This is a genomic window from Saccharospirillum impatiens DSM 12546 (assembly GCF_000423605.1).
Lineage (GTDB): Bacteria > Pseudomonadota > Gammaproteobacteria > Pseudomonadales > Natronospirillaceae > Saccharospirillum > Saccharospirillum impatiens.
Genome location: NZ_AUIH01000021.1, coordinates 63,445 through 86,209 on the forward strand (window position 1 = coordinate 63,445; position 22,765 = coordinate 86,209).

General features: G+C 54.4%; 22 protein-coding genes and 1 other RNA gene. 5 read left to right on the top strand and 18 right to left on the bottom strand.

The annotated features are described in order from the left end of the window. Nucleotides 1-5: 5 nt before the first annotated feature. From G565_RS0111830 to G565_RS0111840, 4 genes are all read right to left on the bottom strand, one after another. Nucleotides 6-608, bottom strand: coding sequence for a 5-formyltetrahydrofolate cyclo-ligase (locus G565_RS0111830; RefSeq protein ID WP_028671113.1), 603 nt, complete (start codon nt 606-608; stop codon nt 6-8). Nucleotides 609-629: 21 nt separating this feature from the next. Continuing rightward, a non-coding RNA gene (ssrS, locus tag G565_RS26395) (6S RNA) lies at nt 630-808 on the bottom strand. A gap of 138 nt (nt 809-946) precedes the next feature. Continuing rightward, nucleotides 947-1,264, bottom strand: coding sequence for a cell division protein ZapA (locus tag G565_RS0111835; protein WP_028671114.1), 318 nt, complete (start codon nt 1,262-1,264; stop codon nt 947-949). Then, nucleotides 1,261-1,470, bottom strand: a complete 210-nt coding sequence (locus tag G565_RS0111840; RefSeq protein WP_028671115.1) for a TIGR02449 family protein — start codon at nt 1,468-1,470, stop codon at nt 1,261-1,263. The genes G565_RS0111835 and G565_RS0111840 overlap by 4 nt, the downstream gene beginning before the upstream one ends. 180 nt (nt 1,471-1,650) lie before the next feature. Here G565_RS0111840 and G565_RS26025 point away from each other — a divergent pair, with 180 nt between their 5' ends. Both G565_RS26025 and pepP read left to right on the top strand, forming a co-directional pair. Continuing rightward, on the top strand, nt 1,651-2,259 hold the full coding sequence (locus G565_RS26025; RefSeq protein WP_051207816.1) for a UPF0149 family protein: 609 nt from the start codon (nt 1,651-1,653) through the stop codon (nt 2,257-2,259). A 65-nt stretch (nt 2,260-2,324) separates the two neighbouring features. Next, the gene (gene pepP / locus G565_RS0111850) at nt 2,325-3,659 is read left to right on the top strand and encodes a Xaa-Pro aminopeptidase (RefSeq protein WP_028671116.1); all 1,335 of its coding nucleotides are present in this window, start codon (nt 2,325-2,327) and stop codon (nt 3,657-3,659) included. Nucleotides 3,660-3,730: 71 nt separating this feature from the next. Here pepP and G565_RS0111855 read toward each other — a convergent pair whose 3' ends face one another. The 6 genes from G565_RS0111855 to xylF form a co-directional block, all read right to left on the bottom strand. Then, nucleotides 3,731-4,441 carry a hypothetical protein gene (locus G565_RS0111855; protein ID WP_028671117.1) on the bottom strand — a complete coding sequence of 237 codons (711 nt, stop codon included), beginning with the start codon at nt 4,439-4,441 and terminating at the stop codon, nt 3,731-3,733. A 299-nt stretch (nt 4,442-4,740) separates the two neighbouring features. Next, nucleotides 4,741-4,917, bottom strand: coding sequence for an acetyltransferase (locus tag G565_RS26785; protein ID WP_157600064.1), 177 nt, complete (start codon nt 4,915-4,917; stop codon nt 4,741-4,743). A 178-nt stretch (nt 4,918-5,095) separates the two neighbouring features. Further along, complete coding sequence (xylA, locus tag G565_RS0111865; protein ID WP_028671118.1) at nt 5,096-6,415, bottom strand: xylose isomerase; 1,320 nt, start codon at nt 6,413-6,415, stop codon at nt 5,096-5,098. Nucleotides 6,416-6,849: 434 nt separating this feature from the next. Then, nucleotides 6,850-7,668, bottom strand: a complete 819-nt coding sequence (locus G565_RS23950; RefSeq protein WP_051207818.1) for an ATP-binding cassette domain-containing protein — start codon at nt 7,666-7,668, stop codon at nt 6,850-6,852. Next, nucleotides 7,665-8,945 (bottom strand): sugar ABC transporter permease, encoded by a 1,281-nt coding sequence (locus G565_RS0111875; protein ID WP_028671119.1) that lies wholly within the window; start codon nt 8,943-8,945, stop codon nt 7,665-7,667. Before G565_RS0111875 ends, G565_RS23950 begins: the two co-directional genes overlap by 4 nt. 71 nt (nt 8,946-9,016) lie before the next feature. Further along, complete coding sequence (xylF, locus tag G565_RS0111880; protein ID WP_028671120.1) at nt 9,017-10,045, bottom strand: D-xylose ABC transporter substrate-binding protein; 1,029 nt, start codon at nt 10,043-10,045, stop codon at nt 9,017-9,019. A 326-nt stretch (nt 10,046-10,371) separates the two neighbouring features. Between xylF and G565_RS0111885 the strand changes: the two genes are divergently transcribed. Then, entirely contained in the window at nt 10,372-11,556 is a 1,185-nt protein-coding gene (locus tag G565_RS0111885; RefSeq protein ID WP_028671121.1) for an ROK family protein, read from the top strand. A 14-nt stretch (nt 11,557-11,570) separates the two neighbouring features. On the opposite strand, the gene G565_RS0111890 is transcribed toward G565_RS0111885, so the two are convergent. Together G565_RS0111890 and G565_RS26030 are read right to left on the bottom strand one after the other, a co-directional pair. After that, nucleotides 11,571-12,176 carry a response regulator transcription factor gene (locus tag G565_RS0111890; protein WP_028671122.1) on the bottom strand — a complete coding sequence of 202 codons (606 nt, stop codon included), beginning with the start codon at nt 12,174-12,176 and terminating at the stop codon, nt 11,571-11,573. Nucleotides 12,177-12,258: 82 nt separating this feature from the next. Beyond that, entirely contained in the window at nt 12,259-14,553 is a 2,295-nt protein-coding gene (locus G565_RS26030) for a sensor histidine kinase (RefSeq protein WP_051207820.1), read from the bottom strand. A gap of 508 nt (nt 14,554-15,061) precedes the next feature. On the opposite strand from G565_RS26030, the gene G565_RS23960 reads away from it, so the two are divergent. Then, entirely contained in the window at nt 15,062-17,011 is a 1,950-nt protein-coding gene (locus G565_RS23960; protein ID WP_084649359.1) for a hypothetical protein, read from the top strand. 375 nt (nt 17,012-17,386) lie between these two features. After that, nucleotides 17,387-19,396, top strand: coding sequence for a CSLREA domain-containing protein (locus tag G565_RS0111910; protein ID WP_028671123.1), 2,010 nt, complete (start codon nt 17,387-17,389; stop codon nt 19,394-19,396). On the opposite strand, the gene G565_RS27715 is transcribed toward G565_RS0111910, so the two are convergent. The 6 genes from G565_RS27715 to G565_RS27215 form a co-directional block, all read right to left on the bottom strand. Continuing rightward, the gene (locus G565_RS27715) at nt 19,379-19,786 is read right to left on the bottom strand and encodes an alpha/beta fold hydrolase (RefSeq protein WP_211227169.1); all 408 of its coding nucleotides are present in this window, start codon (nt 19,784-19,786) and stop codon (nt 19,379-19,381) included. The genes G565_RS0111910 and G565_RS27715 overlap by 18 nt on opposite strands. Before the next feature lie 302 nt (nt 19,787-20,088). After that, nucleotides 20,089-20,901, bottom strand: a complete 813-nt coding sequence (locus tag G565_RS0111920) for a hypothetical protein (RefSeq protein WP_028671125.1) — start codon at nt 20,899-20,901, stop codon at nt 20,089-20,091. Between the two features lie 63 nt (nt 20,902-20,964). Continuing rightward, nucleotides 20,965-21,363 (bottom strand): hypothetical protein, encoded by a 399-nt coding sequence (locus G565_RS26790; RefSeq protein WP_157600066.1) that lies wholly within the window; start codon nt 21,361-21,363, stop codon nt 20,965-20,967. Between the two features lie 6 nt (nt 21,364-21,369). Continuing rightward, the gene (locus G565_RS0111925) at nt 21,370-22,002 is read right to left on the bottom strand and encodes a polymorphic toxin-type HINT domain-containing protein (RefSeq protein ID WP_084649360.1); all 633 of its coding nucleotides are present in this window, start codon (nt 22,000-22,002) and stop codon (nt 21,370-21,372) included. 119 nt (nt 22,003-22,121) lie between these two features. Beyond that, the gene (locus G565_RS0111930) at nt 22,122-22,421 is read right to left on the bottom strand and encodes a DUF6980 family protein (protein ID WP_157600067.1); all 300 of its coding nucleotides are present in this window, start codon (nt 22,419-22,421) and stop codon (nt 22,122-22,124) included. Further along, nucleotides 22,411-22,765: colicin E3/pyocin S6 family cytotoxin (locus tag G565_RS27215; protein WP_245584171.1), on the bottom strand; the 355-nt coding region annotated here is incomplete at its 5' end. The genes G565_RS27215 and G565_RS0111930, both read right to left, overlap by 11 nt.

The following is a 22,765-nucleotide window of genomic DNA, read 5'->3' on the forward strand; positions in this document are numbered from 1 at the left end:
ACGCTCTACTTATAGACCCTCTGGTCGGTCATCACTGCCGCCAGGGGCAGGTCCCACTCTTCCTGTGGAATAACCCCAACACGCTGGCACTCGTGCGCCACCCCCAGCCGCTGTGGCTGCTGTGGCCAGTGCTGCTCATGCGCAAAGGTTCTGTCGTAAAACCCACCGCCCATTCCGAGCCGGCCGCCGCTGGCATCAAACCCCACCAGTGGCATCAGTACCCAGTCGAGCGTCCAGGTGGGTATGCGTTCCGGTCTAGTCGGTTCCGGTATGCCAAATCGGTTGGCTCGCATTCGCTCGCCCGGTTGCCAGTGGCAGAACCACAGATGCGGTCGCACCGGATCCAAGGGATTCAGCACGGGTAAAAACAGCGCTTTTTGGTCCGCTTTTAATTGTCTGACCAGGGGCTCGAGATTGATTTCACCATCATTGGCGCAGTACAGGGCGATGCGTCGGGCGCGGGGGTAGTCGGGGTGGTGGCGAATTTGGCGGATCAACCCTTCAGCGGCAAGGCGCTGTTCAGTTGACGACAGGGCGCGGCGGCGAGCGCGCAGCTCTTTGCGCAAGGCGCGTTTTTGACGGGCTACATCCGGGTCGGGCTGAGTCATCCGATACAGATTCCAAACATAAGTATCCCCAGACTACCGCTGCCATGAGAGACCTTGAACCGTAGAGTTCAAGGCGGCGTCCCTCGTGATAAATTAGGCTTTCCGACAAGCGGACATGCTCACATTACCAGCTAAGAAACACCTTGGTAAAAATTATCGGCTCGAGGACTATGCATAGCTGGCGCATAGCCCAGGGATGTCGTGAATTATAATGAAAATGCGGCGAATGACAGTATTGACAGTTACGAAATAATCACTTCGAAACGCCCGCCTGGCCGGGGACGCGCTTGCCGGCCAGGCAACAGTGATTGAAAATTTTTCCGGGCCGGCCTTTACAGTCAGTCGTCTTCGTCCAGATCCATCGCGATGCTGATCTGCTCGGGCAGTACCTGGCCGATTTTCTGTTCAAGCCGGGCCAGTGTGTCCTGATCGTGTGCGGCCACCGGACTGGTATCCAGCAGTTCCCGGGTCAGGTTCAGGGCGGCCATCACGGCAATGCGTTCTATGCCAAAGACCTTGCCGGTTACCCGAATCTCTTTCATTTTACGGTCAAGTGCCCGCGCCGCCTCTTCCAGTTTGGGTTCCTGGCCTTCCGGGCAGGCGACCCGGTACTCCCGGTCGAGTATGGTGACGGTCAGGGTTTGTACATTGCTCATTCCGATTGCTCCATGGCCCGCAAGCGCACTATCATCGCTTCGACCCGGTCACGGGCCAGCTCGTTCTGTTTGATCAGTTTGGCGCGCTCGGCATGCCAGGCCGTTCGTTCGGCCTTGAGCAGCTGATTTTCCTGCTCCAGACGCTGAAACTGGTCGAGTAAGGCGTCCAGTTTGTGTTCCAGACTCTTAAGGGTTGGTTCAGACATAGGCAGGCCAGCATTGTTTACGGGGGCCTACTATATAAACGCGACTTGGCAACGGTCAACGACTGCGGTCACAGCCTGGGCTGTGATAGCATTCTTTTATAGCAATCAGTGACGTCCGGACTGGAGCCGGACCCGCGAATCCTCTGGGCCACACTCTCCTGGCCCCTTAATGGAGACTTCATGTCCGACTCCTCAGCAAAACACCCCGAACCTCGCCCTGAAGCCCAGGAAATGGCTTTTGAAGACCTCGCCGAGCTGTTCCGGCGTCTCGGTACCGGCCAAACCCCAACCTCGCTGCACGCCTCCCTGGCGGGCATTCTGGCCGCCGGCCATCGCATGAGCAGTGACGACTGGGTGCACTGGGCCCTGGAACTGCTGGCACCGACGGAAACCGTTACCGAAGGTCATCACATCATTCTGAAAGGCCTCTACATCTGGACCTTGCAATCGCTCGAAGACACTGGCCTTGGCTTTACCCTGCTGCTGCCTTCAGACGACGCCCCGCTCGACGAGCGGCTCGATGCCCTCAGCGACTGGAGCGGCAGTTTTCTCGGCGCCTTTGGCTCGGTCGGCATCGTGGCTGAAGGCCAGGCATTGCCGGAAGCCGTAGAAGAAGTGCTTGAAGATTTGTCCGCCATTGCCCAGGTCGATACCGATCACGACGAAGGCGACCAGGCCGAAGCCGACTTTCTGGCGATCAGTGAACACGTTCGCCTGGGTGTGCTCACCCTGTTTCTGGAATACAACGCCAACGCTGCCAGCGACGAGGAACCCCCGGTCGTACACTGACCTGAGCCCGCATAGCGCAAAACGACCCTGACTTTATTGGACAGACCGACCCTGAGGACGACAACATGAAACACATCAGCCCGGCTGAATTCGCCGAACGGCGCAAGCGTTTGATGGAACAGATGGCCGATAACAGCATCGCCATTCTGCCGTCCGCAACTGAAACCATCCGTAACAACGATGTTCACCACCGGTTCCGTCAGAACAGCGATTTCATGTACCTCACCGGTTTTCGTGAACCCGACGCCATCCTGGTACTGATGCCCGGCCGTGAGCAAGGCGAGTACGTCTTGTTTGTTCGCGACAAGGATTCGACTCGCGAAATCTGGGATGGTTACCGCGCCGGGCCCGATGGTGCCGTTGAGCAGTATCAGGCCGACGACGCCTTCCCGATCGACGACATCGACGACATTCTGCCGGGCCTGATGGAAGGGCGCAGTCGCGTCTACTCGCAAATGGGCGTCGACGGCGACTTCGACCACCAGCTGATGACCTGGGTGAACCAGATACGCGCCAAGGTGCGCACCGGCGCCCAGCCGCCTGAAGACTTTTCCGACATGTCGCACCTGCTGCACGATTTGCGTCTGTTCAAGTCAAAGCAGGAAATCGCCATCATGCGCGAAGCGGCCAAAATCAGCGCGCGCGCTCACACCCGCGCCATGAAGGCCTGCAAGCCTGGGGTCATGGAATACCAACTGCAGGCCGAGATCGAACATGAATGCATGATGGCCGGCAGCCCCTGGCCCGCCTACCCGGCCATTGTCGGCAGCGGCGACAACGCCTGCATTCTGCATTACATCGAAAACACCGCAAAAATCAAAGACGGTGATCTGGTACTGATTGACGCCGGCTGCGAGCTGGAGTTTTACGCCTCCGACATCACCCGCACCTTCCCGGCCAACGGCCACTTCAGTACTGAACAACGCGCCATTTACGATCTGGTTCTGAAAGCCCAGTACGCCAGCATCGAAACGGTACGCCCCGGTCAACCCTGGATTGCCCCCCATGAAGCCACTGTGCGGGTGCTGGTTGAAGGTTTGGTGGAACTCGGCCTGCTGGATGGCGACGTCGACGATCTGATCAGCAGCAACGCCTACGCGCCCTTCTTCATGCACAAAACCGGGCACTGGCTGGGCATGGACGTGCACGATGTCGGCGACTACAAAGTCGGCGGCGAGTGGCGGGTGATGGAACCCGGCATGGTCATGACCATTGAACCCGGCCTGTACATCTCACCCCACAACACCCAGGTTGAAGAACGCTGGCGCGGCATCGGCGTGCGCATTGAAGACGACATCGTCGTGACTCGCGACGGCTGTGAAGTGCTGACGCAGGATGTAGTGAAAGACCCGGCGGATATTGAAGCGCTGATGAAGGGTGGGCAGAGCAGTTTGTTTTAGTTTGTCTGCTTAAGACAGAAAAGCCCGCATAATGCGGGCTTTTCTGTCCGTAAAAACGTATGTATCTTCAGCTATGAAGAGGTTACAACCGGATCACCCGACCCATTAAATGTAATTAAAAAAGTAATGCCCTGGCCGTCATTCATTTGTATTGAGCCCGAACTAATCGTGTCGTAATCGGTGGAAAGTGAAACCAAGGGATCAATAGTTTCCATCGCCAAGTAACCAGAAGTAGTCCCGTCATCAAAATTAAACTTAAAATCCATCTCAGTAGTTGTTGTATTACCGTCGTCAACGACACTGAAATCCATTGGGTTAAAGCTGATGCTGACATTTGTACCGGACTCACTATCAGCTATATCTATGTTGTAATTACCAGACACTTCAAACGTCTTCACACCGCTATTATCAGACCATGCAATAGTCATCTGCGAATCAAAAGAAAATCCGCCAAAACTGCAGTCTGTATAGGTGATGGTTGCCGTGCCAGAGGTAGAATTACCACTGTATGATTCGGTATAGCACGTATCGAGGTTTCTGAGTGAATTCTTCGCATTCAAGCTACTCCCAGCAGCAGTACTGGAGGAACTCGCTACTTCCAGCGTTGTATCGACTGCTATTTCTCGAACAGCCAGGCCCATTTGCGCATAGACTGCCATAGAATTAGCCGTGCTCGCATCGAGAGCCAAAGAGTTGTCGGTCCCAGCGGACCCGCCTCCTTCCGAATTACAACCAACTAACAGCACGCTACACAACAATCCAAGTAGTATCCGATTTGTCATTCTAATCTCCTAGCTTTATCACTCTGTACACTCAACAATTCTGGCACTAAAAATAGAGCAGAACCATCACCATATAGCACCAGAATAAATTTTTACGTATTCATTCCATGTATTTCTTCAATCTCGCCTGAACGGAATGAGCCACGGACTACACACTCGAAACTCAACCTGATTATCGAACCACCCGGAGAATTACGCTGTGATTTTGCGTTATTTATTTTTATTCAGTGTATCAATTTGAGCAAGCAACTCTCTACTCCCCGAAAGGGTTAGCCCAAACGGGGGGCTCACAGACCTCCTTAGGACTGGTGATCCACCTGCTCGACATTCACCGTTTCTATTGCCCCCAGAGCAGCTTCAACCGCCCCTTCCGCGCACAAGCCCAGCATCCGTGCTTCTTCAAAGGCTTCCCTGGCGGCTTCAAGACAGGCCTTCCGGGTGTCTTGCGCCCATTGTCTGGCTTGTTGTTCGTTCATATCACCCTCCCGTGACCCCGTGATCAGAGTCGCAGAGGGTAGACCAAACTGACCCAATAAGCGCTGCTGTTCACAGTAGCGGGTAGCAGAGCTGGCTAAGGCCGCCCCTAGCCGCGGGGTGCAGCGCTGACAGGCAGCAGCCGCCTAACCCATTTACCGGGCGCAGTGCCTGTTCGACTCAGCCATGGATCACACGGTTAACCCGGTTCTCCAGCATTTCCTGCCGACTGGAAACCGGCTGCGGATTCAGGTCGTTCGACACCGCGTAGTCACTCAGACTATCGAGGCTGTAGCTGCCATCCAAAATACCGCGGCCCAGCGCCTCTTGCCAGCCAGCATAACGCTGCTCAACAAAGTCACTCAGTGTCGCTTGCTCGACCAGTTCCGCCGCTTTCATATAGGCCAGGGCCACGGTATCCATCGCGCCGATGTGGGCGTGAAACAGGTCGTCTGCGGCAATAGAGGTTCGGCGCAGTTTGGTGTCAAAGTTGAACCCACCACGGGTAAAGCCACCGGCGCGAATGATCTGGTAGCAAGCCAGAGTCATTTCCTCAACGCTGTTGGGGAACTGGTCGGTATCCCAGCCGTTTTGGTGATCGCCCCGGTTGGCATCCACCGAGCCCAGAATCCCGAGAGCAGAGGCTGTCGCCAGTTCATGCTCAAAGGTATGGCCGGCCAGCGTCGCATGGTTCACTTCAATGTTTACCTGAACCTCTTTTTCCAGGCCGTATTTCTGCAAAAAGCCAAAGACGGTAGCAGAGTCATAATCGTACTGATGCTTGGTCGGCTCCTGGGGTTTTGGCTCGATCAACAGCGCACCTTTGAAACCGATTTTGTATTTGTAGTCGACCACCATTTGCAGGAAACGACCCAACTGGTCCTGTTCGCGTTTCAGGTCGGTATTGAGCAAGGTCTCATAGCCCTCACGTCCGCCCCAAAGCACGTAGTTGGCGCCACCCAGGCGATGCGTCGCCTCCAGCGCCTGCTGCACTTGCGAGGCGGCATAGGCAAATACGTCCGGATCCGGGTTGGTGGCCGCACCGGCCATATAGCGCTTGTTGCCGAAGTTCTTGGCCGTGCCCCAAAGCAGCTGCATGCCCGTCTCGGCCTGCTTGGCTTCGGCGCGATCGATCATCGCTGCAAAATTGTTGCGGCTTTCGCGAATGGACGCGCCTTCAGGCGCAATGTCGTAATCATGGAAGGTCCAGAAGGGCGCACCCAGCTTGGCGAAAAAGTCGAAGGCGACGTCCATTTTCTGATGCGCCAACGCCATTGCATCACTGCCCTTATGCCAGGGGCGGTCGAAGGTTCCGTCGCCAAACACATCGGCGCCGTTCCAACAGAAGTTGTGCCAATAGCAGACGGCAAAGCGCAAGTGGTCTTTCAACGGCTTACCCAGAACCACTCGCTCGGCGTCGTAGTGGCGAAACGCCAGTGGGTTATCGGACATCGGGCCTTCGTACTGGATAGGCTCGACTCCGCTGAAAAATGTCGACATGGTCAGTCCTCTTGTAATCAGGGTTGGTTGAGCGACGCGGTATGTTGGTTGTGGTAAAACGCCAGACGCGTCCGGTAACAGGCTGCCCTGCCCGCGACTGGTTGATGGGTCTGTGTATTCGGAACAGCGCGCGCCGTAGCGACCCGCCTGACCGCGACGCTGATCCGTGCGGTCTTCAGGTTTGGGGTGTCCGGATCCGGTAACGGATGCATTGCACTACACTCCTTCACACTGGGCAGCGCTGCCCGATCTTATTTTATTTGCCTCTCGAAATTATAAAGGCAAAAGGGGAAGCTGAGTCAACCGGTTTTTACGACTTCGATTAACGCCAGCCTCTGTGGGTACTGGTTTGACTAAAAAAGCCCCGGCGCACTGCCGGGGAAACGAGGTAAAGCCAACTCATGAAGCCTGGAAGTCTGCGGGCCTCCCGGGTTTTAGGGCATGGCAAGCGGGCCTTCTTCCAGGGTATTTTCGGTCGGCGAAGCACCCGGGCCTGGCACAACCCCCTCTGGGCATTTGCCGAGGATGATCATGCCCAGCACATCGTCCTTGGTCACTTGGCTGACTTCGGCAGTGCCCACCAGTTGTCCGTTCTTCATCACGCTGACCCGGTCTGAGAGATCGAACACGTCATGAATGTCGTGTGAGATCAGGAAGATGCCAATGCCCTCCGATTTCAGGTGTTTGATGAGCTCCGCCACCTGGGCCGTTTCTTCGGGGCCAAGGGCGGCTGTCGGCTCGTCCATGATCAGAATGCGCGCATTAAAGTAAAGCGCCCGGGCAATGGCGACCGACTGCCGCTGACCGCCGGACAGCGACTTGACCGGATCCTTGAAGCGTTTGAAATTGGGGTTCAGTCGCCCCATCACCTGACGGCAGGCACTTTCCATGGCGGCATCATCAAGGGTGTTCCAACGGGTTCGGATCTCCCGGCCAAGAAACAGGTTGGACGCCGCGTCGAGATTATCGGCCAGTGCCAGCGTCTGGTAGATGGTTTCGATCCCCAACGCCTTGGCCTCTCTCGGGTTATCAATCGACACCGGCTGACCGTCTATTCGAATCTCGCCCCGGCTCATCCGGTAGGCGCCAGAGAGGATCTTGATCAGGGTGGATTTGCCCGCACCGTTGTGGCCCAACAGGCCCACCACTTCGCCGGGGTAGAGGTCTATAGAGACATCGTTAACCGCTTTGTTTCCGCCGAAAGCGATCGACATGTTGCGCATATCGACCAGGGGTGAATGTGATTGCGTCATCCCGAACTCCTCTTGCGATACAGGGTGTCGACCCACACAGCCAATACCAGCACCACCCCGACCACCATGTTCTGCAAGGGCGTATCAATGCCCACCAGAACCATGCCGGACTGCAGTGACTGCATGACCAGTGCGCCGAGAATGGCGCCAGCCACCTTGCCGACGCCGCCCGCCAGCGAGGTACCGCCAATCACAGCCGCCGCGATCACGTACAACTCATCCAGCGTGCCCTGAGCGTTGGTCGCCGCATTCAACCGCGCGGTGGATATCGATGCCGCAATGGCTGCCAGTACACCCATGACGACAAACACCAGCATGATCACCCGGCGGGTATTGACCCCGGCCAGTTCAGCGGCCTCCGGGTTACCGCCGATGGCGAATACGTAGCGCCCGAATCGGGTCCGGGTCGCGATAAAGGTCATCACCATGCCGACGACAATGGCAATCAATACCGGAACCGCAAAACCGTGCGCGATGACCAGACCACCGTCAGGGACCGGGATGCCCTGAGCTTCGGCATAGCGCTGGGCGATGCGCGAAGGCCAGGGATAGGCATTGGCCAGAGTCGCCGCGCCGATAACACCGAAGCAGTAAACACTGCCAACCAGCCATTCCGCCCACACGGGCCGGAGCGGAAACTGATGCAAACGGCGCAGGTGCCGGCCCCGTAAAATGGCGGCAATAATCATCAGGCAGATAACAGCAGCGATCATCCAGGTCGCCAGCTCACCCACCGACCCGGCCGGGCCGCCACCCATGATTTGAAAGGTGGAATCCATAGGTGCCACCGTGCGCCCGGAGGTAACCCACCAGGCCGCACCGCGCCAGGTGAGCAAGCCGCCCAGCGTCACGATAAAGGCGGGCACGCCCATGTACGCGATCACATAACCCTGAATCGCGCCAATGATGGCACCAGCGACCATGCCGACCAACAAGGCCATCAGCCAGGTGGTGGGGTGATCGTAACCCAGCCAGGCCGGAATCAGTTCAGCCTGGGTAACGCCAATAATCATACCGGTGACGCCGAGTACGGAGCCCACCGACAAATCAATATTGCGGGTCACGATCACCAGCACCATACCCGTGGCCATCACCGCGACCGACGACGTTTGCACGCTGAGATTCCAGAGATTACGCGGGGTGAGAAAAGCCCCGTCTGTGACCAGGCCGAAACCGAGCCATATCATTGCCAGGACCGCGACCATCCCCAATATCCGGACGTCCGCCTCCGTAGCCGCCAACAACCGTTTTGCCGGGTTGGTGGAAGAATCAACCATGTCCCGTTGCTCCCTTTACATCTGTTTGGAAAGCGGAGCGCCCAACCTCGCCGGGCACTCCATGACGGGTTTCAATCGCAAACAGCGGCCTGACCGGCAGCGACACCCTGGCAGACGACATCCCGGGAGACCCAGCCGGCATCGATAACGACGTCGAGGTTGTCACGAGTGATTGGAATCGGATCAAGGAACAGGGAGGTCATTTCCGCGCCACCAGAACCATTAGCCCACAGGCTGGATCCGGGAACATCCGCCATGGGCGTGCCACTGGCCATCATATAGGCGATATTGGCCGCCGCTTTACCCAACTCGCGGGAGTCTTTCCAGACCGATACCGTCTGCGAGCCCAGTGCGATTCGGTTCAGAGCCGCATGGTCACCATCCTGCCCAGAGACCGGAATAACACCGTCCATGCCTTGTGCCGAGAGCGCCGCAACAACGCCACCGGCGGTACCATCGTTAGAAGCAACAACGGCATCCACTTCGTTGTTGTTTGAAGTCAGAATCTGCTCCATGTTGCGCTGAGCATTAGCGGGCAACCAGCTGTCGGTGTAAGCCTCGCCCACGTTCTTGATATCACCGGCCTGCATGGCGGCTTGTAGCACTTCCAACTGCCCTTCGTGCAGAAAGTCTGCGTTCGGGTCCGATGGCGACCCCTTGATGAATACGTAGTTACCGGTTGGCTGAGCCTCGAACACCGCACGCGCCTGCAAACGACCCACTTCTTTGTTGTCGAAGGTCAGGTAAAACGCGTCCGGGTGTTCAATCAAGCGGTCGTAACCGACCACCGGAATGCCTTCATCGGCAGCAGCCTGCACCGCAGGCCCGATGGCGCTGGCATCCTGAGCCAATATAATCAGCGCATCAGCACCGTTGGCAATGAGACTTTCAACATCGGTTAATTGCTTGGCGGCGGAAGACTGTGCATCGGCTGAGATGTATTCAGCACCCAGATTTTCGAGCGCAGCCTGAATAGCAGACTCATCGGTTTTCCAGCGCTCTTCCTGAAAGTTCGACCATGAAACGCCTATCGTGATGTCGTGCGCGAACGAAAGCGCTGGCACGACCATGAATGCAGCCACTAAGAGTGTTTTTTTCATTATATTGCTCTCCTGAAGATGTCTGTTTTTGTTGTTGTAGTGAGTCGGTAGTCAGAACATCACGCAATTAAATTCAACTACCGAATTTATTTTTGATCGCAAAACCACCAAAGTCAACAAATTACAGGGGAAACCTACCAAAAAAGTCCAACTATTGGCCAAAAGTCGTATGCCAGGACGTGATTTAGTTTTAGTGTGGAAATATAATGAAACCTACCCTCTTCTTTCAACAACCGGCCGACAACCGAGTTAAGTTTGAGAGTCGACTTAAAAACACCGACCCCCTACACTAGCACTCTTCAACCCTCGGTTTAGAATCCCGACTTATGAAGAAAAACGACACAGAGCAAATACGCGCGGCAAACCGGGCCGACGTCATTAACGCCTTGCGCGTGTTCGGCCCTTTGGCACGGGTCGACATCGGTCAGATTATTCATTTGAGCCCTGCCACCATCACAGCCATCACCGCTGACCTGGTTAACGATGGCATCGTTCATGAAGTAAAAGGCCCCAGCCCCAGCGCCGGCCGCGGCCGACCGCGCGTACTGATCGACCTGAACTCACACCATGCCTCTGTGCTCGGCATCAAGCTGTCGATCAACGAACTGCGTTTGATGCTGGGTGACCTCAAGGGCAACATTGTTGCCGAGTCTGTGGTGGTGCTGAAAACGCAGACGCACGATCAGGCATCGCTCAACGCCATGCTGATCGAGCAGGCGCAACGGTTCATGAGCCAGCACCCCGAGCACGCCAAACGCCTGGTCAGCCTGGGCATTGCGATACAGGGTTTTGTCGACGTTCACCGGGGTGACGTCGTCTGGAGCCCGGCGCTTAACATCAAGAACGTCAACCTGACCGAAGCACTGCAGCAGGCGTTCGGCTGCCCGGTGGAACTGGCCAACGATGCCAACTGCATCGCCCACGCCATCCACAAACTGCCCAATTATTCACGGTGCAATAATTTTGTGGTGATCATGATCGGCTACGGTGTCGGGGGTGGGCTGGTGGTGAACGGTGCCCCCTACAGCGGTCACTTCGGTGCAGCCGCCGAATTTGGCCACACCAAATACAGCCACGAAGGCCCCCAGTGTGCCTGCGGAAGGCGCGGTTGCATCGAGGCTTACGTAGGGGACTATGCCCTGTACCGGGATGCCAGCGCGGTGATGGACTTGCCCGCTACCGACCGGCGCCACCCATCCGAGCGGCAAATGCAAAAGCTGACGGACATGGCACAGGACGGCCACGCTTACGCCTCCGGATTGTTCAACCAGGCTGGCCGGGTACTCGGCTACGGTATCGCTAACATTCTGGCGCTGATGAGCCCGGAACGCGTGGTCGTCACGGGCCCCGGGGTTCGCGCTTACGCGTTAATGGAAGCCGGCATTCATGAAGGCATCGACGAGGCTTTGGTGCCTGAACTGGTGGGGCGCTCGGAAATTCATGCCTACCCCTGGTCCGAAGACATGACGGGCAAGGGCATCATCGCGCTGGCGTTGAAGCATTTTCGGTAGGTGTCTGACGCTCTTCAATCGAGAATAAAGCCTAACTGTCGAGCCTTGAGTACCGCCTGAGTACGATTATCACAATCGAACATAGCCAGTATGCCCGAGACATACTCTCTGACCGTTGTAGGGGAAATGTTCAGTTGGTCTGCGATGCCCTTGTTCGGCAACCCCTGTGCCAGCAATTCAAGCGTGGCGAGTTGGCGGGGGGTCAGGGAGATGGGGCTTGCCGGGTTCTGGCCACCCACAATCACCAACTCACCTTCCAGAATGTCTTTAATAGCCCGGATCATGGTGGCCTTGGAACTGGTTTTGGCAATAAAACCGTCGGCGCCCACGCCCAGCATTTGTTGAATGCTTGCCTGATGATCAACCGTCGATACGACGACCAGTGGAATCCCCGGGTGAACAGCCTTGATCTCTTCGAGACCATCAAGCCCCCGGGTGCCCGGTATATGAATATCGAACAAAATCAGGGATATATCCGGTTCGCTCGCCAGCCTTGCTCGGGTGGCGGGTAAATCTCCCGCTTCAAACACCTGAACCCCTGGTATAACTTCTTCCAGCAGCAGGCGTATGCCATCCCGATAGAGCTCGTGATCTTCTGTTATCAAAACCTTGATTGTCATTACTGCAACCCATTGGCTAAACGGTAAACGAAGCCTTCCTGGCATTGGTTTTTATTATGACGATACACGGCCCGTTTGTCTTTCAGCTTTCTGCAAGCACGGCAGGCAGTGAATGGTGACGTCTGCTGGCCACGTTCAATACCGAGCGCAACTGAGCAGGCAGCACAGTAGCTTGCACCGCAATCCATGGCTCGGGAAGGGCCGACCCCGAAGGACAGATGCAGGCTAAAACCGAATGCTGTGCCAGCCCTTGGATCGCCTGAGCAGACAACGCAGATCTCAAAAGGCTCGCCCGGTCACACAGCAGCAAAGTGCACGGCACACGCGATTGGCTGTAAGCATCAACCGAGCTGAACGTTTCTACCAAGCAATGCCAGCGCGTCAATAGCTCTGATGCTTTCGTTGCCAGAGTGTCGTCTTCGAACACCATCGCTACAACAGGCCAGGCCGTTTGCAACGGGGTCGACTGTGGCTGGCTGGTCCAGAGCTCCCCGAGTCGTGGCACACAAACCTCGAATCGGGTTCCTTTCCCCGATACTGACGTCACTTTAACTGGGTGGTCCAGTAAGTCCGACACATGACGAACGATCGACAAGCCAATTCCCGAGCCTTCCGGTTGCTGTGTTCCGACCGTGAGCCGGTGATACATGTCAAAGATTCGATCCTGGGCCTGTTGTTCGATACCTCGCCCTGTATCCAGAACCTGAATGGATATGGTTTTGCCGCGCCGTCGGCACCCAACGATAACCCCTCCGGCGTCTGTGAACTTCACCGCGTTGGAGATCAGGTTTCGCAACATGCGTTCTAGCAATACCGGATCACTGAATACAATCAGTGTACTGGGTTGCACCGTCAGCCGTATTCCTTTATCTGCCGCCAGAATGCCGTATTCATGTTGCAACCGGGTGAAAAGATCGCTTACTTTTACAGGCTTGAACTCCGGCTTAACAACCCCGGCTTCCAGTTTACTCAAGTCCATTATCGCTTTAAATGACTCACTCATTTGCTGATGCGTAGTCGCGAGTTTTTGAAACACCGTACGCCCTTTTGCATCGTGAACATAGGGCGACAGGTGATCCAGAAAAATGCGCATGGAATTGAGCGGCTGGCTTAGGTCGTGGCTGCTCTGAGCAATAAACAGCGATTTGGAGTGGCTCAAATACTCTGCCCTGAGCTTCTGTTCACGCAAGGCCCGAATGCGAAGTATCAAGGCAACTGCATGCAAAAACATGTGCAGAATCTGAATGTACAACACATGAATCATTTTGTAGGAAACGCCAATGTCCTGAACGGCTTTCTGATATCCCTGAATGACGGCAGCAACCTGGAAGATCGACAGCACCATTGGAAACCAGCCCAGCAAGTAAATAATATAGTAGCTGCCTTCGGTACGAACTTTGGCGAACCCGGAACCCAGTATCACCAGCGAAACAACAAGATAACTCAGTGCGTACAACACAATCTTGGTCTCGAAAGAAAATGCTGTACTGAGCAAGCCCGATAAAACGGTGACCACAAAGGCACCGAAAAATAGATAAAACCAGTTACCCGACTTCCGATTTATCCCTAAGAAACTTGCCGAAAACGCCAAATGAGCCAACAGAGTCACGTGTACCAACAGCCAGAACAAAGCGGTCTTTTCATAGTTCGACTGCCACAAAAGAGCGGGCAAACTGCTGTGTTCAAGATAAAAAGCAAGCATTAACAGTGCAGACAGCGAAGCCCAGAAAAAACTCGTCTCCCGGGTAATCAGCCAACACAAAAAGCCCAGGAAAATAAGACCGGCAATGATGCCAATGGCTGGCTGGTAAACCATGTCCATCTGCGATGTCCAGCGATGGTAGTGCTCGCCGCTCATCAGCGCGAGGTAGGGATACCAGGTAGCGTGGCTCGATGATAGCTCTACCACCACCCAGTAAGATTGCCCGGCCTCAAGATTAACCGTCACCGCCCGGCCCAGCGTATTGATGTCTGTCGACCCGGCATACCCTGAGTTCCGGTAGGTCTTCACCACTTTCCCTGCTTCGCTCTGAACCAACACCCGGGGTTGTTGAAACCCAAAATTACTGATGTGCAACACCCAATCGCTGCGTTGGGTTTCATTAAACACCCTGGCATACAACCAGTAACGGTTGTGCTGATTAAAGTTTGGTTGCAGCCCGAAAGAGGACTCTATCGGTAGGGTATCCAACGCGCTTTCCAGCGTCAGGCCCTTAGGTGCAGGAATAAAACCCGAGGAATAGCTGAGTGAGGTTAGGTCATAACGAACGTCGGGCTCAGCAAGCACGATTGAAGTAACGTCATTTGCCAACGCCTCTGGCCACTCAAAAACATTAGCTTGAGCAACCCCCAGCACACAGGTGAATAAACTGGCCATGAGCAAACAGCCGTATCGGATCAAGCACCGGGCGAGGCAATCGCCGGATGGTGAGTTCATGAACTGTTCCCGAGTGTTCAGAGGCGACGTGAATGGCACAGAAATGCCTGGAAAAGTCTGTCAGTACAGGGTGAAAAACAGACGTGAAACCCGACCCAGAGCACCCTAAAACCGCTGTAAACATGCCCCGGTATGCTTTTGATGTCAATGGTTTCTCAATACATGCCTACCCCGAACCCTACATCTGTCGGGTACCCCGCCGCTTGTGTGCAGTGTAGCTTAGGCCTGATTTTATAATCGACATTGTTCATTAATGCTCAGCCTCGGCAGCGCGCTGAACTCACTCGAATACCTTGAGTACGACGTAATACCAGATTGCTAGCCGGGTCTTAAATTCATTCAACAATAATGTGCAAACTCATTGCATCCAAACAGGGATCGAGCTTCGTCATTGGATCAATGGCTCTATCAATTGTCTTGAGTACACCAATCAAGGGAAAACCAACCCATGCCCAAATCATCGACATTACTAGCCCCCTTACTCAGCGTTGCCATACTGGCGATGCTCAGTGGCTGCGGTTCTGACGGCTCAAACACTTCGCAGGATGAAGACACAGACACGCCAACAACCGAGCCTGAGCCCGAGCCCGAGCCTGAGCCCGAGCCCGAGCCCGAGCCCGAGCCCGAGCCTGAACCTGAACCTGAACCTGAACCTGAACCTGAACCTGAGCCTGAGCCTGAGCCTGAGCCTGAGCCTGAGCCTGAGCCGACAGCACCCCCGGCAGCTGAAGTCAGCCTTAACTTCGAAGCCATTAAAGCACTGCGCTTCGACTGGACCGACGTTGAGAGTGCAACGCACTATGTGCTGCTCGAAAACCCCGACGGCATATCCGGGTTCAGCGCCATAGGCGACGCCACTACTCAAGGAACAGAAACCCTGACACTGGATATCCCGCTTCTATCGGGCGACCAGGCCGAATACATTCTGCAAAGTTGCAACGAAGTTGGCTGTACCGACTCAGCCACCCTGTCGGTTGACGATGGCATCAATAACGCGATCGGTTATATCAAGTCCGAAGACAGCCACGTGGCTCCATTCTATGGCAGCGACATAGGCATCAGTGCCGATGGTAATACACTGGTAGTGGGGGCGTCTTCAGCAAGAAAGTTTACAGACGGCGGTGGAGATAAGGTGGGCATCGTCTATGTGTTCACCAAGACGAGCGTAGGTCAGTGGCAACAGCAGCAACGGCTGCTTGCCAGTAACGCCAGTCGCGAAGACGGATTCGGTGGCACTGTCAGCCTCAGCGCCGATGGCAAAACGATCGCGGTTGCTGCTCAAAGAGAGGACGGCAGCAGTGAAGGCGTTAATGGTGACAAAGACGACAATGAAGCCAATAATTCGGGTGCCGTCTATGTCTTTGCCCTCAATGAAGGCACCTGGACAGAGCAGGCCTATCTGAAAGCCAGCAACACAGACGCAAACGACCGCTTTGGCAGCTCAATCAGCATCAGCGATGATGGTAACGTTATGGCGGTTGGTGCTGGTAATGAACGGAGCTCTTTCAGCCTCGGAGAAAACAATAATGATGCCGATCAGTCAGGCGCAGTGTATGTGTTCACTCGCGAAGGCGTCACCTGGGCGCAACAGGCTTTTCTGAAGGCCAGTAATGCCGAAGAAGATGATCAATTTGGAACGTCTGTCAGCCTGAATGGGCCCGGCGATTTACTGGTAATCGGCGCTCAGAAAGAGAGCAGCAATGCCACGGGCGTTAATGGCGATGATCAGAATAACGCCACTGCTAGCTCTGGTGCTGCTTATGTGTTCGTGCGCGATGGATCACTCTGGACACAGAACGCCTACATCAAAGCCAGCAATACCGGGGAAAGTGACCAGTTCGGAACACGGGTTAGACTGAGTCGCGACGGCAGCACAATGGCCATCTCCGCCCCCGGGGAGAGCAGTGACAGTACCGGCGTCAACGGGATTCAGGACAGCGATACCGCAGCCAGTGCCGGTGCGGTTTATGTATTCACCCGCACCGAGACCAGCTGGGAGCAACAGGCTTACCTGAAAGCCAGCAATACAGACGCCGGAGATGAATTCGGCCGCGGCCTGAGCTTGAGTGAGAACGGCGACTTACTGGCCATTGGCGCTCCGCATGAAGCCAGTAACGCAACCGGCATCAACGGTAACGAATTCGACAACACGACCGCCTCTGGCGCCACCTACCTGTTCCGTCGCTCGGGGGCAAACTGGACCCAGCAGGTGTACCTGAAGGCCACCAATACCGGCGCCGGAGATGCCTTTGGCGGCACCACCAGCCTGAGCGGCGATGGCGAGACATTGGCGGTCGCTGCCGTCAACGAACAAAGCAATGCCACCGGCACACAAGTCAGTCCCGAAGACCAAGCTGACGACTCTTCTAATAAAAGTGGCGTGGTTTACCTGTACTAACAAGCCCTCCCAACACGAGTGCTTGCAGCGACGTTCTGCAGGCACTCGCACTTCCTCAAACGGCTGAATGCCCGCCATTTCAGCTGAAATAAACCTGTTATGAGCCATAAGTCTCACTTTTCCTGATTGAAAAAGACGCTTTCAAACGCTCATTCAAACGGTAGCCCCCTAACATTCATCGCCACTGCATCCAAATGGCCACTGGCCATCGTCTATGACTCATTGCCTCTGACCAGAGGTACAAAAAAGATCAGGTCAGTGACCGGCTTACCGAGCTCCGTTGCCGAGCCCAAGGGCGCCTTTTCTGACGCTTTGCATGACACACAATACCGAAGGTTTAAGACCTCCACCGTAAACCGCTTGAAGGAATAGGACATGTTGAAGAAACTGCATTACACCCTGCTCATAGCGTCGAGTATAGCCACGGCTCAGGCCGCGACGATCACTGTATCAACCACCAACGACACAGTAGCAAACGACGGCTTTTGCTCATTGAAAGAGGCCATCGTTGCTGCAAACACCAACACCCCGTCTGGCGACAGTTCCGGCGAATGCCCGGCCGGTGAGGCCAGCGCCACTGACGTGGCGATGCTGCCCGCTGGAATTTTTAATCTGAACGATACGCTGTCTATTACCGAAGACCTCACTCTACAGGGGGTCAACAAGACCGATACCATCGTTGATGGCGGAAGTTCAATACAAGTGCTTTCGGTCGGCAGTGAGGTTGATTTTGAATTGCAGAACCTACGAATCGCCAACGGTAACAGCGCGTTAAATGGCGGCGGGATGACCATCAATGCGGATGCCAGTGTGATTATTCGTGACAGTCAGTTCAGCGGCCACAGCAGTGACGAAGACGGAGGTGCGATCTACGCTACTGAAGCCTTTCTCACCATTTACGACAGTACGTTCAGCAACAACTCAGGCACAGACGGGGGCGCGGTCGCCGGTGAAGACAGTTCGATCCAGATTTACCGCAGTGCCTTTTCCGGGAACTCAGCCTCAAGTGATGGCGGTGCGATATACAGCGATGAAGGCTACCTGGTCCTTAATGAATCAACCCTAACCAATAACAGTGCCTTATCAAGCGGAGGTGCCATTCGTTCACCCAGCGAGGGCACCGTCGAACTGGATGGTACTGTCTTGTCCAACAACGAAGCCGGCAATGATGGTGGCGCAATCGCTGTGGAAGACTATGCACTGTTGACCCTGCGAAACAGCGATCTTTTTGACAATCTGGCGGGTTCCAGTGGCGGCGCCGTATACACGTACTATTCTGTTCAAGTAAACCTGTTCAACACCCGCATTTCTGATAATGAAGCGACCGCCGACGGTGGTGGTCTCCACCTTGAAGACAGCTCGATCAATATGGTCAATTCCACCGTATCTGGTAACTCGGCCTTGTCAGAGGGGGGCGGACTCTATGTTTACGAAGGCGTGCTGGACGCCGTTGATAGCCAGATCGACAACAACACCAGCACCGGTATTGGTGGCGGTTTCTACCTTGAGTACCCGGGAAGTGCAAGCCTCATCAACACCTCCTTAATGGGCAATACATCCACCCTGGATTTTGGAGGTGGCGCTTACCTTTATGAAGCCGCATTGACGCTGCTGAACGCAAGCATTGCCGATAACTCAGCCCCGGCCGGTTCAGGCGGCGGACTTTACCTTGACGGAGCACAGCTTCGGTCTGAGCAGTCAATCATCCGTGACAATACGGCTCAATTTAGCGGTGGTGGCCTTTATGCTGAAAGCAACGCTGTGATATTGACCAACACGACGCTCAGTGGCAACCGGGTCGAGAATGGCGACGGCGGTGCACTCTACTTGGATTTCGGAGCCATTGCCGAATTGCGCCATGCCACGCTGACCAACAACGATGCGTCCAACCAGGGTGGCGGTGTATTCCAGGGTGACCCTACCAGTTTGATTGCGTATGGCAATAGCATCATTGCCGGTAATACGGCGACGGAAGGTCCCGATTGCAAATTGGACGCCGGTGCACGCTCGCGCGGCCACAACGTCATTGGTAATGGCACGGGTTGCGCAACCCAGGCTTCCGACCAACTGATCAACGCCCCGCTGGTTTCAACCGAGCTGCTGGCACCTCTGGCAGGTAACGGCGGACCCACACTGACGCACGCACTGGTAGCCGGCAGCCTGGGTGACAATGCGGCCAACTCCGATACCTGTTTGCCGACCGACCAGCGCGGTGTTGAACGCCAGCAAAACGGCAAAGGTTGCGACATCGGTGCCTTTGAACGAGTCAATGCCTCAGTCTCTTCCGGCTCAACCGGCGGTAGCAGCAGTGGTGGTAGTCTGGGTCTCTGGTTTGGTTTGTTAACGCTGATGCTGGGTAGTGTTCGGTTATTGCGCCACAACTAGAAAATCAGGATCAATTAGAGAGACTATGAGCGGGGCTTTGCCCCGCTTTTTGCGTTTGGATGTTGAGCGACCGTTAAGAGGCGTTTCAATGCCGTTAATAAACGCTCTAACGGCATCCACAAACGCTTTGGATGCGGCTTCCCTGCCCAGCAACAAGTAGCCGTCGCTCTCCAGTCCCACAAATTCGGCATTGGGAATGGCGGCTCCCTGTGATATTCCCAGCAAAGCGAACTTATCGACCTTGGTGGCGTCGACAACGGTCTCCAGATCGGAGGCGAAAGCCTCGAATGACAGGTTCGCAACTTCCGCATCTGACAGACCGTTGCCGCGCTCATCGTAATGTATAAATTGATGGTTCCTGGCCAGTTCACGAAAGAGTGGGCTCCATATGGCTGCATCCCAATCTTATTCGATGTAGCTGAGCCAATTCGCTGTTTTGATAATGGGGGTGCCATTACCGCCAGTAGGATCAACTCTCTGCCCTGAAGCATCATGCAAAGCTACAGGCTCGGGCGAGGGTGCGGCCGGTATCAACGGCGTCGTCTGCATGTAGGGCGGCGTGACGCATCATCCCTACACCAGCGGTGTACCGGTGTGAGCAACCCAACACAAGCTACGCAATTGCAAGCGCCAATAAATCGGTACCCTTGACTCGCCGGGCCTATGCTACCCCACAGCCCTTCCACGTCACATCAGCAATCCTGTTCGCTTACATCAATTTCGGTCAGCCATACATCATCACTGGCGGTGTACTGGTAGCGCATGGTCGCCCCCTTGTCGAGTATTGAGCGGATGTTACCCATGTTGCAGCTTTGTTCTATCACAATAGGCCGCATCAGCGTTTCCAGCTCTTCCGCTGGCATCTCCATGGAGCTGAGCGTCACGAGTTTATAGTCATAGACAAGAGTGCTTTGATCGGCGATCAGTTCCATTAACAGCGTGTCTTGATCTATTTGCGCTGGCAGCATAGGGTTGGTCTGCTCGGCCACCGCCACCAACAGCGCTACAAGTGCTGCATCGCCCATTGGCGCGTCGCATTGCGACTGAGATGGAATGACCTGAAATTCCTCCACGATCAGCCAGCTGTCGCCACTGGGTTGCAACACAGCGGAGTAATCTGAATGGACACACTTCAGCGAGTTGTAGTTGACGGCACTAACGCGTGCCAGTTCGCCTTCGAAATGGACTTCGATATCACTCAGATCTGACTGTTCGCCGGCGGCCCGGGCGGCTTTAAGCCCTGACTCAAATACGCTGGCATACTGATCCAACGTAAGCACGATGGGTTGTTCGCTGCCATCAGAATGTTGGTAGGTACCCCGCAGAATGGCCTGATCGCTGTACAGAGACAGCAGAGACTCATCGTAGGTGTTGGTCAACGTCTCGTAGTTTGCCATGAAGTCGAGTACAGAATTGGTATCGTCATCGACGGATGTAGAAGTCGCGGCATTGGCCAACATAGGGGTGGAGAAAGCCAAGACCAGAGTGAGGATGTGCTTGTTCAAGTGTTTTTTCCTTTGAGGATCAAGTAAATTATTTAAGAAAATTTCTGCCAATAACATAACAAACTAATTTAACCAATCAACAGAAGGTTCATATTCTGCTAGTACTTCTATACAACTACTGGAAGTAAAAATGGCATAATGCACAATAGCTCTTTCATTATGAATACCTTGGCTAGTATGCTGAAACCAACTTAAATAACTTGAATTCTCAACAACAAATAATGTCCATTGACCTGAATTGCTGTATGAATTTACTCGCTCATAAGCCAAGAGATCGCCTTCATCAATAGCTCTATAGGCAAGAGGTGGGTCAAATTTAATACGCAACATTTTTGCACATTCACCGGAGCCTTTTAGTAGTATTCGGAAGCCTTCATAATCATCGTATAGACCTTCTACGTACATTGCATTCTGGAGCCCGAGAATGGGTTCCCATTTTTTGAAAATGTTGATTTCTGTCATTGTCTATTACCAAAAACGGAATTTAATTCTATTTCTACCTTGCTGTACCTCTAGAGTAGGAGGCCCATCATTTGAGGCACCAGGCCTGACTGTTACTTGCCTACCGTCCTCTAGCGTTCCAGTTCTACCGGTTCCATATTGAGTGTCGATATCCCTCACATTTTGAGGGTTTAATGCATCGAATTCGGCATTGGCTTTTTCAAAACCGCCTTCTTGATCAAACTGCTTTGTTCGACCGGCGGTAGACCTGCCGGGTCGAGACTCTGAAATCAGATCATCAACAGTCTTTCTTGAGCCACAAGCATTATGCACCCACAACCCAAACTCACCCACGAAGTAGGTCTCGTAGTCCTCCACCGTGTAGTTGTAGGCCACCAACTCCAGTGGGCTAAGGTCTACGTCCAGCACTTCCACGGGCTGCTGGGTGTGGGTCGCGATTTGCTGGCCTACGGTCAGTTCATCGGCTCGGGTAAAGCCCTGCCCCATAACATAGAACGGATGCTCACCGGTGGCAACTAGGGTTTCACGTTGGCCCTCGGTGTTGCCTACGGTGATGGTCAGGCCATCGGTGTGGTAGTGGCTATAGGCATCGAGGATGCGCTTGTACGTCAGGTTGCCTGTGAGTTCGCTTCTGACCAGCGACTAGTAGCTGCAAACCTGGCGGCATCCTTACTCAGGAAAGTCCCAGAGATTATAGTAGGGGCTAACCTGCAGTGCATGTCCCGACCACTTCTAGCGCGCCCGATCACCCCTTACGATTATAAGTTATCCTTCCTCCACCATGCTCCCGACTTCATTACTTCTGGAATGGCAGGATCATCCCCATTAGTGAAACCGAAGTTTTTTTCCAAATAGTCAAACCACTCATTCCGGAGGATTTTTGGAAGCTCTTTCCCACACCATGGGCAATACTTAATCGTTTGCCTTGCACTACCACCATCTAATACTTTAATTCCATACTCTCTATACTTATCTTCATAAAAAATAGGGACATCCTTTTGATCTAAGTGAACATCCATCTCAGAACAGCAATGCGATAGTATTTTATTAGATATCAATTGTTCTGCCCTCAACTGCATCTTTGTACATTTCACCTGTCACAGGATCTTTAGATCCCTTATGCTGTCCTCTATAATCATATACTTCAATATCATTATGGGTATGATCCCACTCGTAATACTCTCGATTTCTACCCCTCTCACCATTACTCCTTCTTCCGTTTCCCACACTTTGGGAACTATTCCAAACCTCACTTTCTGACTTGGAGGGATTGGCTCTACGAGCATTAGCGGAACTTGTGTTACAAACATTATGCACCCACAACCCAAACTCACCCACGAAGTAGGTCTCGTAGTCCTCCACCGTGTAGTTGTAGGCCACCAACTCCAGTGGGCTAAGGTCT

Bases quoted from the DNA above. Each gene is read 5' to 3' on its own strand.
- G565_RS0111830 (WP_028671113.1), bottom strand. From the start codon at position 608: ATGACTCAGCCCGACCCGGATGTAGCCCGTCAAAAACGCGCCTTGCGC.
- G565_RS0111835 (WP_028671114.1), bottom strand. From the start codon at position 1,264: ATGAGCAATGTACAAACCCTGACCGTCACCATACTCGACCGGGAGTAC.
- G565_RS0111840 (WP_028671115.1), bottom strand. From the start codon at position 1,470: ATGTCTGAACCAACCCTTAAGAGTCTGGAACACAAACTGGACGCCTTA.
- G565_RS26025 (WP_051207816.1), top strand. From the start codon at position 1,651: ATGTCCGACTCCTCAGCAAAACACCCCGAACCTCGCCCTGAAGCCCAG.
- pepP (WP_028671116.1), top strand. From the start codon at position 2,325: ATGAAACACATCAGCCCGGCTGAATTCGCCGAACGGCGCAAGCGTTTG.
- G565_RS0111855 (WP_028671117.1), bottom strand. From the start codon at position 4,441: ATGACAAATCGGATACTACTTGGATTGTTGTGTAGCGTGCTGTTAGTT.
- G565_RS26785 (WP_157600064.1), bottom strand. From the start codon at position 4,917: ATGAACGAACAACAAGCCAGACAATGGGCGCAAGACACCCGGAAGGCC.
- xylA (WP_028671118.1), bottom strand. From the start codon at position 6,415: ATGTCGACATTTTTCAGCGGAGTCGAGCCTATCCAGTACGAAGGCCCG.
- G565_RS23950 (WP_051207818.1), bottom strand. From the start codon at position 7,668: ATGACGCAATCACATTCACCCCTGGTCGATATGCGCAACATGTCGATC.
- G565_RS0111875 (WP_028671119.1), bottom strand. From the start codon at position 8,945: ATGGTTGATTCTTCCACCAACCCGGCAAAACGGTTGTTGGCGGCTACG.
- xylF (WP_028671120.1), bottom strand. From the start codon at position 10,045: ATGAAAAAAACACTCTTAGTGGCTGCATTCATGGTCGTGCCAGCGCTT.
- G565_RS0111885 (WP_028671121.1), top strand. From the start codon at position 10,372: ATGAAGAAAAACGACACAGAGCAAATACGCGCGGCAAACCGGGCCGAC.
- G565_RS0111890 (WP_028671122.1), bottom strand. From the start codon at position 12,176: ATGACAATCAAGGTTTTGATAACAGAAGATCACGAGCTCTATCGGGAT.
- G565_RS26030 (WP_051207820.1), bottom strand. From the start codon at position 14,553: ATGGCCAGTTTATTCACCTGTGTGCTGGGGGTTGCTCAAGCTAATGTT.
- G565_RS23960 (WP_084649359.1), top strand. From the start codon at position 15,062: ATGCCCAAATCATCGACATTACTAGCCCCCTTACTCAGCGTTGCCATA.
- G565_RS0111910 (WP_028671123.1), top strand. From the start codon at position 17,387: ATGTTGAAGAAACTGCATTACACCCTGCTCATAGCGTCGAGTATAGCC.
- G565_RS26790 (WP_157600066.1), bottom strand. From the start codon at position 21,363: ATGACAGAAATCAACATTTTCAAAAAATGGGAACCCATTCTCGGGCTC.